Source organism: Aeromonas sp. MR19, assembly GCF_963899305.1.
Taxonomy (GTDB): domain Bacteria; phylum Pseudomonadota; class Gammaproteobacteria; order Enterobacterales; family Aeromonadaceae; genus Aeromonas; species Aeromonas bestiarum.
On record NZ_CAWQWZ010000052.1, the window covers coordinates 189,885 to 205,445 of the forward strand.

Annotated in this window: 16 protein-coding genes; 4 read left to right on the plus strand and 12 right to left on the minus strand. The window is 62.4% G+C overall.

Translation table 11 applies throughout. From position 1 onward, the window contains the following. Positions 1-73 precede the first annotated feature (73 nt). Positions 74-1,108 carry a porin OmpA gene (gene ompA / locus AACQ95_RS20485; protein WP_241279647.1) on the minus strand — a complete coding sequence of 345 codons (1,035 nt, stop codon included), beginning with the start codon at positions 1,106-1,108 and terminating at the stop codon, positions 74-76. 232 nt (positions 1,109-1,340) lie between these two features. Here ompA and AACQ95_RS20490 point away from each other — a divergent pair, with 232 nt between their 5' ends. Further along, on the plus strand, positions 1,341-2,075 hold the full coding sequence (locus AACQ95_RS20490) for a substrate-binding periplasmic protein (RefSeq protein WP_043137191.1): 735 nt from the start codon (positions 1,341-1,343) through the stop codon (positions 2,073-2,075). A gap of 56 nt (positions 2,076-2,131) precedes the next feature. Here AACQ95_RS20490 and AACQ95_RS20495 read toward each other — a convergent pair whose 3' ends face one another. Further along, positions 2,132-3,139: an SGNH/GDSL hydrolase family protein gene (locus tag AACQ95_RS20495; protein ID WP_043137347.1), complete on the minus strand. Its 1,008-nt coding sequence runs from the start codon at positions 3,137-3,139 to the stop codon at positions 2,132-2,134. Positions 3,140-3,377: 238 nt separating this feature from the next. On the opposite strand from AACQ95_RS20495, the gene AACQ95_RS20500 reads away from it, so the two are divergent. Next, positions 3,378-3,758, plus strand: coding sequence for a YgiW/YdeI family stress tolerance OB fold protein (locus AACQ95_RS20500; RefSeq protein ID WP_043137188.1), 381 nt, complete (start codon positions 3,378-3,380; stop codon positions 3,756-3,758). Between the two features lie 69 nt (positions 3,759-3,827). On the opposite strand, the gene mltC is transcribed toward AACQ95_RS20500, so the two are convergent. The 5 genes from mltC to AACQ95_RS20525 all read right to left on the minus strand — a co-directional run bounded on the left by mltC (position 3,828) and on the right by AACQ95_RS20525 (position 8,864). Then, positions 3,828-4,928 carry a membrane-bound lytic murein transglycosylase MltC gene (gene mltC / locus AACQ95_RS20505; protein ID WP_043137185.1) on the minus strand — a complete coding sequence of 367 codons (1,101 nt, stop codon included), beginning with the start codon at positions 4,926-4,928 and terminating at the stop codon, positions 3,828-3,830. A 168-nt stretch (positions 4,929-5,096) separates the two neighbouring features. Continuing rightward, positions 5,097-5,369 (minus strand): oxidative damage protection protein, encoded by a 273-nt coding sequence (locus AACQ95_RS20510; RefSeq protein WP_005313967.1) that lies wholly within the window; start codon positions 5,367-5,369, stop codon positions 5,097-5,099. Between the two features lie 8 nt (positions 5,370-5,377). Beyond that, a complete protein-coding gene (gene mutY / locus AACQ95_RS20515; protein WP_043554415.1) occupies positions 5,378-6,439 on the minus strand; it encodes an A/G-specific adenine glycosylase in 1,062 nt (353 codons plus the stop codon). A gap of 101 nt (positions 6,440-6,540) precedes the next feature. After that, positions 6,541-7,221, minus strand: coding sequence for a GspB family T2SS assembly factor variant ExeB (gene exeB / locus AACQ95_RS20520; protein WP_098982031.1), 681 nt, complete (start codon positions 7,219-7,221; stop codon positions 6,541-6,543). Beyond that, on the minus strand, positions 7,221-8,864 hold the full coding sequence (locus tag AACQ95_RS20525) for an ExeA family protein (RefSeq protein WP_241279649.1): 1,644 nt from the start codon (positions 8,862-8,864) through the stop codon (positions 7,221-7,223). The genes exeB and AACQ95_RS20525 overlap by 1 nt, the downstream gene beginning before the upstream one ends. Positions 8,865-9,137: 273 nt before the next feature. On the opposite strand from AACQ95_RS20525, the gene AACQ95_RS20530 reads away from it, so the two are divergent. Then, complete coding sequence (locus AACQ95_RS20530) at positions 9,138-10,376, plus strand: multifunctional CCA addition/repair protein (RefSeq protein WP_103472143.1); 1,239 nt, start codon at positions 9,138-9,140, stop codon at positions 10,374-10,376. Between the two features lie 129 nt (positions 10,377-10,505). Here AACQ95_RS20530 and AACQ95_RS20535 read toward each other — a convergent pair whose 3' ends face one another. From AACQ95_RS20535 to AACQ95_RS20550, 4 genes are all read right to left on the minus strand, one after another. Beyond that, on the minus strand, positions 10,506-11,390 hold the full coding sequence (locus AACQ95_RS20535) for a hypothetical protein (RefSeq protein ID WP_241279651.1): 885 nt from the start codon (positions 11,388-11,390) through the stop codon (positions 10,506-10,508). 54 nt (positions 11,391-11,444) lie between these two features. Next, positions 11,445-12,383 (minus strand): hypothetical protein, encoded by a 939-nt coding sequence (locus AACQ95_RS20540; RefSeq protein ID WP_241279653.1) that lies wholly within the window; start codon positions 12,381-12,383, stop codon positions 11,445-11,447. Positions 12,384-12,483: 100 nt separating this feature from the next. After that, a complete protein-coding gene (locus AACQ95_RS20545; protein WP_103472145.1) occupies positions 12,484-13,173 on the minus strand; it encodes an LrgB family protein in 690 nt (229 codons plus the stop codon). Beyond that, positions 13,166-13,567 (minus strand): CidA/LrgA family protein, encoded by a 402-nt coding sequence (locus AACQ95_RS20550; protein ID WP_017412989.1) that lies wholly within the window; start codon positions 13,565-13,567, stop codon positions 13,166-13,168. The genes AACQ95_RS20545 and AACQ95_RS20550 overlap by 8 nt, the downstream gene beginning before the upstream one ends. A 126-nt stretch (positions 13,568-13,693) precedes the next feature. On the opposite strand from AACQ95_RS20550, the gene AACQ95_RS20555 reads away from it, so the two are divergent. Further along, positions 13,694-14,569: a LysR family transcriptional regulator gene (locus AACQ95_RS20555; protein ID WP_043137158.1), complete on the plus strand. Its 876-nt coding sequence runs from the start codon at positions 13,694-13,696 to the stop codon at positions 14,567-14,569. Positions 14,570-14,575: 6 nt separating this feature from the next. Here AACQ95_RS20555 and AACQ95_RS20560 read toward each other — a convergent pair whose 3' ends face one another. Beyond that, complete coding sequence (locus AACQ95_RS20560; protein WP_241279691.1) at positions 14,576-15,436, minus strand: hypothetical protein; 861 nt, start codon at positions 15,434-15,436, stop codon at positions 14,576-14,578. Positions 15,437-15,561 lie beyond the last annotated feature (125 nt).

Sequence of the window (15,561 nt, forward strand, 5' to 3'; positions counted from 1 at the left end):
ATGAAAACGGGAGGCCAGAGGCCTCCCGTTTTTTTATCCCGGCACCACAGACCCGGTGCCAAGGAGGTGGAACTTACTGCTGAACGTCGGATACCCCTTCCACCTTGACCTCGACCCGGCGATCCGGGGCCAGGCAGACGATCAGCTCACGCTTGGATTTGCTGGTGCAGCTGTCGCCGGTGACAGGGGAACCCTTGCCACGCCCTTCCACATTGACCTTGCCTGCTGGCAGGCCCTTGCCGACCAGGTAATCGGCAACAGTGTGGGCACGCTGCTCGGAGAGCTTCTGGTTGTAGGCATCCGAGCCGATGCGGTCGGTATAGCCGATCACTGTGGCGACGCCATCCTTGGGTCTGGCTTGCTCAATCTGGCCGTAGAGGTTATCCAGCGCCTGTCCACCTTCCGCTTTGAGGGTCGCCTTGTTGAAGTCGAACAGCACGTCCGAGCTCAGGGTGAACTGCTTCTCGACCACCACTGGCTCAGGCGCGGGGGCCGGAACCGGGGCCGCAACCACGGGAGCAACCTGACCGAAGCGGTAGACCACGGCGACCGCCAGCAGGCCGTTGTCCATACGTAGCCCAGTATCATCACGACTGCCATATGGTGTGGAATATTGATATTCAAGACGGGCAGCCCAGTCGCGGTTGAAGGCATACTCACTGCCTAATGCACCAACAAAGTTAAATCGACCATCTCCCCCCTTTAGGTCGCTGTTGGCTGCAGCATATCCACCACCAACACGACCGTATAGATCTAGGTTATCAGTGATAGGGAGTCCAAATTTCAAGGTCAGATGAACAAGTTGAGCCTGCACTTCATCATGGAAAGCTACTCCAGTTGTTGTGACGGCATCATATTTATATTTACCTAGATAATCATAGCCATATTCGATGCCTAGATTGCGGTTGATCTGGTATCCGGCAAACAAACCGGCCCCTAATGCATCATTTGTTTCATTGTCCAAAGCAAAATTATTGCTTTCATCAATACCATAGAAGTTGGACCAACCCAGCTTGGCGCCGCCATACCAGGTGTTGTCTTGTCCGGCAGCCTGGGCGTTGGCCGCAAGCAAGCCTGAAACCAGTAAGGTAATCAGTGTTTTATTCATGTTGAGCCTCTGCAATTTCATATTGGGGGGGAGGTTTTTCTATGTCGCCTCTCCTTATGGGTCGGGGCTTATAGCACAGCCACAACAGATTAAAGGTAGTCGCTTTCCATGGGTTCTCAAGCAACTGATATAAAACATATTGTGATTATTATTGCCGCAGTTGAGCTGTGTGATTTGATCTCTGGGGCGGGGCGGCAATAGTTAACCGAGGCAGGATCGCACCGGGGTGGGCATGAAAAACAAATGGATATGGCTGTGCTGGTCGCTGTGGCTGGCGCCGGTCTGGGCTGCTGACTCGCTGCAGGTGGTGACAGAAGACTATGCCCCCTACAACTATCTGGAAGAGGCCGAGATCAAGGGGCTGGGCACCGAAGTGGTGGAGGCCATGTTGGAGGAGGCGGGATTCGAGTACGACCTCGACATCTATCCTTGGGCGAGGGCCATCTCGCTGGCCCGCAGCCGCCCCAACGTGCTCATCTACAGCATCAGCCGCTTCCCCGAGCGCGAGGCGCAGTTCCAGTGGATCGGGGTGATAGCCCGCATCAACTTTCATGTGTTTGCCCTGGCCAAACGCGACGATATCAAGCCGTTCAGCCAGCTGTCACAGGCGCGGGCCTGGTCCATCGGCACAGTGCGCAACGATGCGCTGGAGCAGTATCTGATCGGTCTCAACTTCTCCAACCTGCAGCGCAACAACAGCAACGAGGCCAACATGCTCAAATTGTTGATGGGGCGCATCGATCTCTGGCCCGTGTCGCAGGAGGCGGCGAACTACTATGTGCGGCAGGCGGGCTATGGGCCAGACACCCTCAAGATAGTGCACGACATCGAAGACTTTACCGGGGGAGAGCTCTACGTGGCGGCGAGCCTGAAGACGGCGCCTGAGGTGATCAAGCGGCTGCAGGAGGCGCTGGCCACCATCCGGCAGAACGGCATCTATGACGGCATAGTGAAGCGCTATCGCTGATTGATGGTGTCGTGACGAGGCAAAAGAGGGGCCGACCGAGTGTCGGCCCCTTGTCATCAGTGGGCGAGGAACTCGTACTGGCTCTCGATGAAGGTGGCGGCGCGCTCGCTCAGGGCGGCGTGCACGACAGTGGTGGGGTGGACCTGATCCCAGAACATCTTGCCCTCACAGTTGAGGGTGCTGGCGCTGCGGCGGGCCATGGGGCTGGCGACGGCCTGTGCCAGCAGCGGGTTGCCGGCGATGGCGAGGCGCTCCTGCGGGTTGAAGGCGGAGAGCTGGCTGTCGGTGCTGGCGCTGCGGGAGGCAAACGGCTTCCATACATAGCTGCCACCATAGCAGGCGTTCTCCGTGTCGCTCAGGCCGAAGTTCTGCGGATCACGCAGCATCTCGGCAAACTGCTTGTCGATCTCGAACAGCTTCACCATGCCGGTGGGAGCCAGCTGGCGTGCCAGGTTCAGCAGCAGCTGGTTGTGGTAGGCGGAGACATGGCTGGCCGCCTCGACCACCTTCTGGCTGCGGGCCGAGGGGTTCTGGCCCAGATCCGGCAGGTTGAACAGCAGTATCTGCTTGGCGCCGTTCAATACCATGCGGTTGGCCGCATCGCTGATGGCGTCGCGCACCCGCTTGGCATCCTGCTCTGTGTTCCAGCCATAGGCCAGATAGTCGTTGGCGCCGACCCAGAGGATCACCAGATCGTCCGGCTTGAAGCTGTCTTTTTGCAGGAACTGGGTGACCTCGTAGTCCAGGTTGTTGATGACCTGATACTTGGGATTCCAGGAGATCTTGTTGTAAGCCACGGCGGTGGCACCGCCTTCCGCCTCGTTGGCTATGGTCAGGCCCGGGAACTGCTTGGTCAACTGCTCCAGCCAGACGGGCCCGTTGGAGAAGCGGCCCTCATAGTAGGGGGGGCTGGAGGGGAGGTAACCGCGCATCTTGCTGTACATCTTGCCGGTATCGGAGAGGCTGTCGCCAAACATCACGATCCGGGAGAAGGCGGGACGGCTGTCGGCTGCCTGAACTGTCAGCGCGACCAATCCCAATAAACACACAAACCATTTTTTCATCTTGTTGTTCTCGTTGCTTTGAAAGCAGGTGGTGCCTGCAGGCTTTTCCTCGATAGGCAAAGGTGCTGGGAAGCTGTTTTGCCATTTTGCAGGGTATCCAGCCGAATTAAATTTCGCAGCAGGCGGTGCTGATTAAATCGATTACGGTCACATCCCCTTCACCCAGATGGGGAGGCTTCACGTTTGTTTCACGCCCCGGCTTGCACACTGCTCCCGTACCCAATGACAGGAGCATGAAATGAACAAGGCAAGCGTAATCGGTCTGTTGACCCTGATGTCCATCTCTTCTTTCGCCATGGCGGCCTATACAGGCCCGCAGGAGCAGAACAAGGTGTCCGTCGCGCAGTTGAAGGATCTGGCCGATGACAGCTGGGCCACCCTGGAAGGGAAGCTGGTCAAGCACCTGGGCGGCGAGAACTACATGTTCCGTGACGCCAGTGGCGAGGTGGAAGTCGAAGTGGATCAGGATGTGTGGCGCGGCACCGAGGTGGGCCCGGACGATCTGATCCGCATCCGTGGCGAAGTGGACCACAGCTGGAACAAGACAGAGGTGGAGGTGGAGAGCCTGGAGAAGGTGGGCGCCGCTCCGCAGAGCAAGGGCGGGTTTGTCGCCAAGTAAGGCAGGATAGCCGCACGCCGGACGTAACAAGGGCGCCTCCATGGAGGCGCCCTTTTGCTGTTGGTCTGCTTAGCCGGTGCGGGCCAGCGTGCGCTTGAATCCCTTCTCGGCCTGGTTGACCTTGTAGAGATAGCGTCTGGCTTCCGCCTTGGGGTGCTGCTCGGTCAGGATCTGGTACACAGCCTCGGGGGAGAGCTGGTTGATCATGCCGGGCGCCGCCTTGCGGTCGCTGGAGAAGGTGTTCAGCACGCCGCCGGCACCGCCGTTGTAGGCCGAGATGACGGCATAGCGGCGGGAGAGCGGATCCTGGATGTCCACCAGATAGACGGTCTGCAACAGGTGCAGGTAGGCGGTGCCCACGTCTATGTTGTAGGCCGGATTGAACAGATCCTCCCGGGTCGGCTGGCCGTTCCTGCCCTTGACCCGCACGTAGACGTCCCGTCCGGCGGTGGCCGGGATCACCTGCATCAGGCCATAGGCGTTGGCGTGGCTGACCGCATAGGGGTTGAAGCTGCTCTCTGTCTTGATCACCGCGTAGATGAGGCTTTCGGCGACACCGTACTTGCGGGAGGCTTCCCGTATGATGCCGGCATACTTGTAACCCCGCCTGTCTTCGTGGTTGGCCACCATGGGGATGTCGACGAAGAAGATGGTGCGGATCCCCAGGGTGCGCTTCTTCATCGCCGTGCTGAGCAGGTAATCGGCGTAACGCTCGGCACGCCAGTCGAAGCGGATCGGCTGGCCCAGGTTGTCCAGCACCTGACCATAGAGGAAGGGCTCGCCACCGGGCAGAATTTCACGGTCGGAGTACAGATCCACTTCCGCCGGGTCGTCCGGGGTCAGCAGGGTCTCTATGATGGCGCGGCGCAGGTGGGCACGAGGGTCAAGCCCGGAGACGGTTTCCACCATGATGTGGCCGCTGGAGAAGTCGATGTGAGCCCGGCTCTTGTACTGATCCGTGTATTTGACGTAGTCAAATTTGCCCGCGAACAGCGCCTCACGCCCCCATATCTCGTTCACGTTATGGGAGAGCGCGCTGATCATGTGTTCGAAACCGCGAATGTCCTTGCCGTTGACCAGATCGTCATCCTCACTCCCGCTGGGCTTGGGGGAGGATGAGCAGGCAGAGAGAAACAGCAGGGTGCAAAGCAGCCAAAAAATTCGGCCCATAGGATCCTCAAACTGGGCGGCGGGGCCGCCCGTCATGCATGGCTGTGAACAGAGAGAGGTATAGCCGTCACTGGCTCACAGGTACAACTCATTGGTTCATAGGCCGGTCACTGGCTGTGAACCGGGAGCTGGATCGCCGTCGCTGGCTCACAAGTACAACTCATCGGCTCATTGGCTGGGAGGGGTATAACCGTCTATGGCCACTTCACCCGCTTCAAACAGGTAGCTCACCATCTCTTTTTCCAGCAGCTGACGATGCTCCAGGTTCATCATGTTCAGCTTCTTCTCGTTGATCAGCATCACCTGCTTCTTCTGCCATTCGGTCCAGGCTTCCTTGCTGATGTTGTCAAAAATCCGCTTGCCGAGTTCACCGGGATAGAGTTGGAAATCCAGGCCCGGGCCCTCTTTTTTCAGGCGTTGGCAAAATACAGTACGGCTCATGTTGACCTCTATGGTTGTAAGTCCGGGTAGGCGAGCAGGCGGGCCGTGGCGGCCGCCAGACCCACCTCTGCAGGATGGCGTAAGTTATACCAGAGTCGGTTATCCGCTTCCATGAGCTGGGGGGCCGGTGGCGCATCGATTTCAATCAGGAAAGGCTGAATATCGAGATGGAAGTGGCTGAATGTATGCCGAAATCCGCTCAGTTCCCGATAATCATGGCCGCTCAGTCCGAGTCGCTGCATCAGCCCCTCGACCTCCGTCAGCGACTCCACCTGCGGGAAGCAGTAGAGCCCGCCCCAGATCCCCTGTGGCGGCCGCTTCTCCAGCAACAGCTGGTCGCCGTGACGAATGAGCAGCATGATGCCGGCGCGGGCCGGAATGCTCTTCTTGGGCTTGCTGTTGGGGTAGGCGGTGGGCTTGCCCTGCGACAGCCCCTGGCAATCGGCCTGCACCGGGCAGCGCTCGCAGGCGGGTTTGCTGCGGGTGCAGACGGTGGCTCCCATGTCCATCATGGCCTGGTTGTAGTGGGCCACGCCGAGCTTGGGCGTGAGGCGGATGGCGAGCTCCCACAGATCGTTCTCCACCTGTTTCTGGCCGGGCCAGCCCGGCAGTGCCAGCCAGCGGGTGAGCACCCGCTTCACGTTGCCGTCCAGAATGGCGTGGGGCTGGCCAAGGGAGAGGGAGAGCACGGCGCCCGCGGTGGAGCGGCCTATGCCGGGCAGGGCCATCACCTCTTCCAGCCGCTCCGGGAACAGGCCGCCGTGCAGTTCGCAGATCTGCTGGGCCGCCTTGTGCAGGTTGCGGGCGCGGGCGTAATAGCCGAGCCCGGTCCAGTGGTGCAGCACCTCATCTATGGGGGCCTGTGCCAGGGCCTGCACGTCGGGGAAGCGGGCCATGAAGCGTTGATAATACGGGATCACGGTGGCGACCTGGGTCTGCTGCAGCATGATCTCAGAGACCCAGACCCGATAGGGCGTCTTGTCCTGCTGCCAGGGCAGGGTCTTGCGGCCGTGGATCTGGTACCAGTCCAGGATCCTGGTGGCGAAGGTGGTGTTGTCTGAATTGCTCACATGGCTCTCATGTTATTGATTAAAAAGGGGAGCTCTCAGGCTCCCTCTTGAAATGGACGCCGGCTCAGCGGGGCTGAGCCGGCGTTGTGGTCGTAACGGGATCAGCCGCGCCAGTCCTGCAGTGCCTTGAGACTGACGTTCTGGCCCGCCACCTGCAGGATGATGTAATCCTGGGCTATGGCGATCAGGGTGACGCCGGGGGCGACCTCGCTGCCCTCGCGAAACTCACGTCCGTTCAGCATCACGGCCCGCTTGGCCGGGTTGGACGAGAAGACGTGGGAGCCATAGGCCAGGGGCGGCACCCGCTGCTTCAGCTCCAGCGGCAGGGCGCTGATCGGCATGGCCTGAGACTCGCTCTGGGCCTGGGGCGCCGTCTCCTCCATCAGCGGCGTGCTGTTGAGTGCATTCATGATGCGCTCGGCCAGCCCCTGGCTGCTGTTGGTGGCAGGGGCACTGTCATTGGGGGTGACTCTGGGGCGCACCACGGGTTCCGGCAGCGGCGGGGGCAGCGGGCGGGTGATCATGGGTCTGGGTTCGACCCGCACGAACGGCGGCGTGACCACCTCTTTCACCTCCACCGTCTTCTCGATGGGGCGGTTGTTGAGCAGGTGCCAACCATAGTTGGCGCCGGCCCCCATCAGCAGGGCAAGCGGGGCCAGCAGCCACCAGATCCAGCGCCGGTTCTGCTCCTCTTCCTGGGTGACGGGCAGCCCCATCGCCGGAATATGCGGGGTGAACTGGGGCTGTTCGGCCCGGCGCAGTGCCTTGAGCAGGGTAGACATCAGGAAGCCTCCTCCGACAATGTGACCATGGGCTCATCGTTCATGGTATCCGGCGTGGCCGGTGTACTGGCGCGCTGGGACTCATCTTCCAGCTTCGGCATGGGCTCACCGGCCATCACGTTGAGGCGCAACAGGGTATTGCTGCCGGCGATGCCGTCCGGGTTCAGCCCCTGCTCGCGCTGGAACTGCTGCAACTTGTTCTTGAGCTCGGCGTCGAAGCGACGCACCTTGCGATCCGGCTGTTGCAGGGCACGGCTGAGGGCGTTGTCCAGCCACTGCACCTGGGTCGCCCCGGCATTGTTGCCGATCAGGGCGACGCCGCCCTTGGGCATGCGCCACAGCAGGGTGTAGCTGCCGCCCCAGAAGTCGGACAGCCACTGCCTGTCCACCTGCCAGCTCTGGTTGCCGATGAGCAGGTTGGCCTTGTCCGGCCCGAGATTCACCAGGGTTGCGTAATAGATGCCGCCCGTCTCGTCGGTCAGGCTGATGAGGGCCGGGTGCTGCAGGGCCTGCAGCTCCGCCAGCGAGGCGTCCCCCTCCTGGCAGCGCAAGCCGGCGCGCGGTGCGTTGTCGCAGGTCGCCTCCTCCAGCTCTGTCTGGTAGCCCCACACCTTGTAGAGATTCTGCATGGCGCTATCCGGCTCCAGCGCCTGATTGATGGCGCGGGTCAGTTGCTCCTGCTGTTCCGGGGTGTCGTCCACCTTGACCGGCACCTCCACCTTGATCACGGGGCGCTCGGGGAAGAAGCCGAAGAACTGCCAGCCCCACCAGCCGGTCGCGACCAGCAAGGCCCCCGCCAGGGCGACCATGAGGCCGGACTGCCAGGTGCCCTCGTCGCGAATGCCGCTCACCTCATAGGCCGCCAGGCTGATGTCGCCGTGCACTATCTTGTGGCTGCCACGGGCGAAGGCGGCGATCAGGGCGCGATCGCAGATGAGGTTGATGAGGCGGGGAATGCCGCCGGAGAGGCGGTGCAGGGTCTGGAGCGCCTTGGGGGTAAAGATGGGCTGGACGCAGCCCGCGACCTGCAGCCGGAAGCGCACATAGGCATCCACGTCCTGATGCGAAAGCGGCAGCAGGTGATAACGGGCCGTGATGCGCTGGGCCAGCTGGCGAAGCAGGGGCTGGCGCAACATCTGTTGCAGCTCGGGCTGACCGATGAGCACCACTTGCAGCAGCTTCTTCTCGTCGGTTTCCAGGTTGGTGAGCAGGCGCAGTTGCTCCAGCACACCGGGCAGCAGGTGCTGGGCCTCATCCACCAGCACCACGCTGCGCTTGCCTGCCGCCAGGTTGGTCAGCAGGTGGTCGCGAATGAGATCGAACAGCAGCTTGAGACCGGCGTCCTTGTCGTACGGCAGCTGGAACTCGTCGCAGATGGCCGCCAGCAGGTCACGCTCGGTCAGGGATGGATTGAGGATGTAGGCGATCTCGGTCTCGGCCGGCAACTGCTGCAACAGGCAGCGGGAGACGGTGGTTTTACCGGTTCCCACTTCCCCGGTCAGCAACACGAAGCCTCCCCCATCCTGCAACCCGTAGTTGAGGTGGGCGAGGGCCTCCCCGTGACGTTCACTCATATAGAGGTATTTGGGGTTGGGCGAGATGGAGAACGGGGGCTCCGACAGACCGAAGAACTGTGTGTACATAAGGATCCATTCCATTGTTATGGGCGGCAGGTTAAAGCCTCCCCACCGGGATGTCAAAGACCCGGGTGCCATAAGGGGGGCTGGCGCATCTGGCGGCCAAAACTGCTGTTTTTAGCGAATATGGCCTGGTTGTGATGGGGAGAGGTCAGCGTGGCTGTCGGGCCAAACCAACCGGGCAATCATGGCTGCCTGATCGCGGGGGCGTGGCGGCGCCATCGTGCCCGCCAGGCAAAACCGGTATAATCGAGGCAGGTTTATCAAGGGAGACAGAGATTGCAGACTTATCTGGTTGGGGGCGCGGTGCGGGATCGCCTGCTGGGATTGCCGCAAGGGGATCGGGATCACCTGGTGGTGGGGGCGACCGTGGAGCAGATGCTGGCGCTGGGGTTCACCCAGGTGGGCCGCGACTTCCCCGTGTTTCTCCATCCCAAGACCCAGCAGGAGTACGCACTGGCCCGCACCGAACGCAAGCAGGGCCGCGGTTACACAGGGTTTGTCTGCCACGCCTCCCCCGAGGTGACGCTGGAGCAGGATCTGCTGCGCCGTGATCTCACCGTCAATGCCATCGCCGAGGACGAAGAGGGTCGGCTGCACGATCCCTACGGCGGCATCCAGGACCTGGAGCGACGGGTGCTGCGTCACGTCTCCCCGGCCTTTGCCGAGGATCCGCTGCGCATCCTGCGGGTTGCCCGCTTCGCCGCCCGTTTCCACGCCCAGGGCTTCGTGGTGGCCCCTGAGACGCTGGCGCTGATGCGCGAGATGACCGACGCCGGCGAGCTGGCACACCTGACCCCGGAGCGGGTCTGGAAGGAGCTGGAGAAGGTGCTGCTGGGAGAGACTCCCCAGATCTTCTTCGAGGTGCTGCGCGAATGTGGCGCCCTCAAGGCGCTGTTCCCGGAGCTGGACGCCCTGTTCGGTGTGCCGGCCCCCGCCAAGTGGCACCCTGAGATAGACACCGGCATCCACACTCTGATGGTGCTGGGGCAGGCGTGCCGCCTCTCCCCCGAGCTGGCGGTGCGCTTCGCCGCCCTGTGCCACGACTTTGGCAAGGGGCTGACTCCGCCCGCCTTCTGGCCGAGCCACCACGGTCACGGCCAGAAGGGACTGCCGCTGATCCGCGACTTTTGCGAGCGTTTTCGGGTGCCGAACGACTGTCGCGATCTGGCGCTGCTGGTGAGCGATCTGCACACCCATATCCACATCGCCTTCGAACTCAAGCCTGCGACCCTGCTCAAGGTGTTTGACAAGGCGGATGCCTGGCGCAGACCCGAGCGTTTCGCCCAGCTGCTGGACGCCTGCCGCGCCGACTTCCACGGCCGAACCGGCTTCGAGGAGCGGGTCTATGCCGAGCCCGACTATGTGGCCCAGGCGCTCGGCGCGGCCCAGGCCGTGCCCGTGAAAGAGATAGTGGCCGCCGGTTTCAAGGGCGAGGCCATTCGCGAGCAGCTCGCCAAGCGCCGGCTCGATGCCATCAGCCGGGTGCGGGACGAGTGGACCTTTATCGAGGAGTAATCCATTCCTCCTCAAGATGGCACCATGAAAAAGCCCGGGTCACTGACCCGGGCTTTTTGCTGAGGTGTGTTCCAAGAGGCGCAGGCTGGGGCTGTCGGCCGAGGATGTCGCTGCCCGGGCAAGGTCCGTTCAAGGTTCGCCCGGGCCGAAACGGCCGTGGACGGGGTCGTAGAAATAGGCCTGATAGTCGAAGTCTATGTCCTTGATGAAGGGGTTCTCCAGCCGGAACAGGCGGCGGGTGTTGAGGTGGGCGAAGGTGAGTGAGGGCTTGAAGGTCTTGAGCCAGTGCGCCTGCAGCGAGCCGTCTCGCCAGGCGGCCTTGAGCCCGGCCTGTACCCGCTGGATCGCCTGCCGATTGGCATTGTGGGTGAAGAAGACGCGGGGCAGGGGGTAGTAGAAGGCTATGTTCTCATCCATGACCAGCCCTTTTATCCCCTTGTGGTTCAGCTTCTCCTGAGGCAACTCGTTGATCCCGCGGCAGAAGAGATCGAAACGGCCACGCGCCACCATCTTGAACAACTGCTCGTAACCCTCTATCTCCTGCACCCTGAACCCGGCTTGCTGCAGGATCTTCACATCGAGCCAGCCCTTGCCCTGGCCCAGGTCGAACTTTTTCAGCTGCTCCAGGCTGGTGACCCTGGCGACGGCCTCCTTCTGCTGGGGGCTGACGAAGCAGATACGGTAGCTGACGATGCCGAGATGGATAGGAAAACGCACATAGTCGACCCCCGTCATGTCACGGTCCGAGTGGTAGCTGTCCATGGCAAACAGGTTGGGATAGTGATCGAAGCGCAGGCTGATCCACATCCTGGCCAATGTCATGGGCGGGGCGGCTTGCAGGCGATAGTCGCCATGGCTGGCGCGGGTCTTCTCCAGCACCAGCCGCAGCAGCTCACGATCATAGGTGACCCTGGGATCCTGTTCGCTCTCCGGGCTCATGTAGGTGAACACAGTCGGGGCCGCGGCCGGCACGGGCAGGGCGAGAAACAGGGCAAGCAGCGGGATCCAGCGCATCGTGACCTCCTGTCGGAGAAAGAGACTCCCATGAGTGTAGTGGTTGCGCCCTTGCTAGTGGGTCGGGCTCGCCTCGCCCTGCTGCTCATGGCTCGCGGCTTCGCCGGGCCCGAAGCTGTGGCTGAGGGGGTCGTAGAGATAGGGGCGATAGTCAAAATCCATCTGCCGGAGCAAAGGGTTGTCCAGCCTGAACAGCAGGCGCTGGTCCAGTCTGGCAAAATCGAGGGCGGGTTTGAAGGTCTTGAGCCAGAGCGCCTGCAGCGATCCGTCCTGCCAGGCTAGTTGCAGGCCGGCCCGGATGCGGCGCAGGGCATGCTGGTTATCCTTGTGGCTGTAGAAGAGGTGGATGAAGGGGTAGTAGAGGGCCAGATGCCGATCGACCGTGAGCCGGGCCAGATCCCGGTGGGTTTCCAGCTCGGTAAACAGCTCGTTGGCTCCCCGGCAGAACAGGTCCAGCCGGCCCCTGGCCACCAGCTTGAACAGTCGCTCGTACCCTTCTACCTCCTGCACCTTGAAACCGGCATGACGCAAGATGTCGACATCCTGCCAGCCACGGCCCTGACCATGGCTGAACTGCTGCAGATCGGCCAGGGTGCGCACCTGTGCCACCGCCTGCTGCCGCGCCGGGCTGACGAAGCAGATGCGATACCCCAGGATGCCGAGATCCACCGGGAAACGGACATAGTCCAGATCATGAGGGTCTCCAGGGGGCGGGAAGCTGTCGATGGCAAGCAGGTTGGGGTAGAGGTTGTATTGCAGCACCTGGCGCAGCCGTGTCCGGCTCATGGGCGGGGCCGGGCGCAGCTCGTAATCGCCGAAGCTGTCGCGGGTCTTCTCCAGCGCCAGTTGCAGCAGTTGCTGGCCGTAGAGGGTGCGCAGATCCCGATCACTTTCCGGGCTGACGTGGGTCACTATGTCCACGGCCTGCAAGAGGGGGGAGAAGAGCAGGCTGCATATCAGCAACCCGAGGGGGATCACTCTGTGGTTCATCATACCGCTCACCGCCATCACATTGAGTTCAGTGTAGCGGCTGGCGGGGGAGGCTTGCCGTCCTTGGCAGGGGGAAATTGACCTCGCCTGGCGGTAGGCCGGATTACCAGAACATCTGGCCGAGCAAGGGGGCGAGCAGCACAGTCACCATGCCGGCGATCATCATCACCATGCTGGAGACGACGCCCTCCTCGTTACCCATCTGGTACGCCTTGGCGGTGCCGGCGCCATGGGCCGAAGCGCCGAAACCGGCCCCCTTGCCGAGGCGGCTGCGGATGGCGAGCAGGGTGAGCACGCTCTCCCCCACCGCCATGCCGATCACCCCGGTCAGCACCACAAACAGGGCGGTGAGATCGGTCTGGCCGCCGATGGCGCGGGTCGCCTCCACCGCGAACGGTGTGGTGATGGAGCGCATCGCCAGGCTGCGCTGCAACATGTCGGAGAGGTGCAGCCAGCGCGCCAGCAGCACAGTGCTGCCCACCGCCATGATGACGGAGGCGACGACCCCGACCGAGAGGGAGAGCCAGTGACGGTGGATCAGCTGGCGGTTCTCATAGACGGGCACGGCGAAGGCGACGGTGGCCGGGCCCAGCAGCCAGAGCAGCCAGTGGGACTGGGCCATGTAGTCCTGATAGGGGATGTGGAACAGCAGCACCACGGCCACCAGCAGGGTGGGGGCCAGCAGCAGCGGCATCAGGGGTAGTATGCGCTTGCGGCCATAGAGCCACTTGCTGGCGTAGTAGAACAGCAGGGTCAGGGCGAAGCAGAGCAGGCCAAGCAGGGTATCAGACATGACGGCGACTCCGGCGGGCCAGCTTCAGCTCGAGGCGATAGACTCTGTCCACCACCAGCGCCGTGGTACCCAGCACCAGGGTGGTGCTGATCAGCAGGACCAGCATGATGCGCCACCCCTCCTGCAACAGCAGATCCTGATAGTTGACCACGGCCACCACGGCCGGCACGAAGAACAGCAGCATCTCGGCCAGCAGCCAGCGGGCGCCGGCGCTGAACCACTGGGTCTTGACCACGCCGAGCAGGATCAGGACCAGCAGCGCCAGCATGCCGGTGAGGTTGGCGGGCAGCGGCAGATGGAAGGTGCGTACCGCCGCATCGGCCAGCAGCCAGATGGCGGCCAGCAGGGCGATTTGGAAGGGGGTCTGGAACCAGCGAATGCAGAGGGCTTTCATGATGGGTGTCTTTCTGTGAACTGGCTCACAGTATAGAGACAAGCAAAACCTGCAAAAAATGAATTTAAATTATCAAATTCATGCCAAAGAGGCATGATTAAGGCTTGCCGCCCGTGAGAGAGCACCATGGATATCCGAGCCCTGCGTTACTTTGTCGAACTGGTGCGGGAGCAGAGCTTCACCCGCGCCTCCGAGAAGCTGTTCGTCACCCAGCCCACCATCAGCAAGATGATCCGCAACATGGAGGAGGAGCTGGGTCAGCCGCTGCTCAACCGGGAGGGGCGCCGCTTCACCCTGACCGACAGCGGCCAGGTGCTGTTCAACCGGGCCCAGACCATATTGGCCGAGATGCAGCAGCTGGAGGCGGAACTCGCCGATCTGCAGAGCCTGCAATTTGGCCGGTTGGCCCTCGGCATCCCGCCCATGGTGGGCCACGTCTATGCGGATCTCATCCGCACCTACCGCAGCCGCTATCCAAGGGTGGAGCTCTCCATCGTCGAGTACGGCGGCCGGCGCATCGAGCAGGCGGTATTGGAAGGGGAGCTGGATCTCGCCATCACCATGCTGCCGACCAAAGAGGGGGGCGCCCTGAGTGCGCTGGAGCTGGATCAGTATCCCATCCAGGTGGTGTTGCCTGACTTGCCGCGCTGGCGCGCGTGCCGCGAGATCCGGCTGGAGGATCTGCGCGATGAGCCCTTCCTGCTCTACACCCAGGCCTTTACCCTGAGCGAGCGGCTGGAACAGGCGTGCCAGCAGGCGGGCTTCGTGCCCCAGGTGGCGGCCCGCAGCAGCCAGTGGGACTTTCTCACCGCCATGGTGCGCAGCGGCATGGGGGTCGCCTTTCTGCCCGAGCCCATCTGCCGCCGGCTGACCCCGGACGGGCTGGTGTTGCGGCCGCTCCTGCCCGAGCTCAGCTGGCGACTCGGGGTGATCTGGCCGAGCGAACGCTATCTCTCCCGCACCGCAGAGGCCTGGCTGGCGCTCTGCCGCGAACAGGGCTGAGCCTCATCAGGGCTCGCCGAAGCGATCCGTCATGGGGTTGTAGAAGTAGGGGCGGTAGTCGAAGTTGATGCCTTCGAGGAAGGGGTTATCCAGTCGCAGCATGCGCCTCTGCTTGAGCCCGGCAAAGGCGATGGCGGGGCCGAAGCTGTGGCGCCATAAGGCCTGCAGCGAACCGTCCTGCCAGGCCTGCCGCAGCCCCGTCTCCACCCGTTTCAGGGCCTCGCCGTTTGCCACATTGGTATAGAAGACCCTGGGCAGCGGGTAGTAGAGCAGCAGGTAGGGATCCATCTTCAGACCCCCTATGTCCTTGTGGGTCAGCAGCTCGCTGCGCAGTTCGCTCGCCCCGCGGCACAAGAGATCGAACCGGCCGCGCGCCACCATCTTGAACAGCATCTCGTAGCCATCCACCTCCACCACCTTGAGACCGGCGTGGCGCAGTATCTCCACATCCAGCCAGCCCTTGCCCTGGCCGAACGTGAAACGGCGCAATCCTGCCAGGTCATTTACCTCCGCCATAGCCGCCTGCCGTTGGGGGCTGACGAAGCAGATGCGATAGCTGACGATGCCGAGATGAATGGGGAAGCGGACATACGCCAGCCCTTTGCCATCGCGCGTGCTGCTGTAGCTGTCCATGGCAAACAGGTTGGTGAAACTGTTGAGCTGCAGGCTGAGCCGCACCCTGGCCTTGGTCATGGCCGGGGCGGGCACCAGCTCATAGTCGCCGAAGGTGTCGCGGGTCTTGTCGAGGGCGAGACGCAGCAGCTCCCTGTCATAGGTCATGCGCGGATCCCGCTCGCTCTCCGGACTGATGTAGGTGAAGCGGGTGGCCGCCTGGGCCCCCATCGGCAGGAGACACAGCAGCGTCATGACCAGCAGAGTCGCCTGTCTGCCGATCTTCATGAGGGCGACAAGGGGGAGAAGCAGGTTGCCTGCACGCACTGGCTGCGCCGTCTGGTCATTGGCGGGTCGCAGCTGGCGTCCACGCCAGGCAA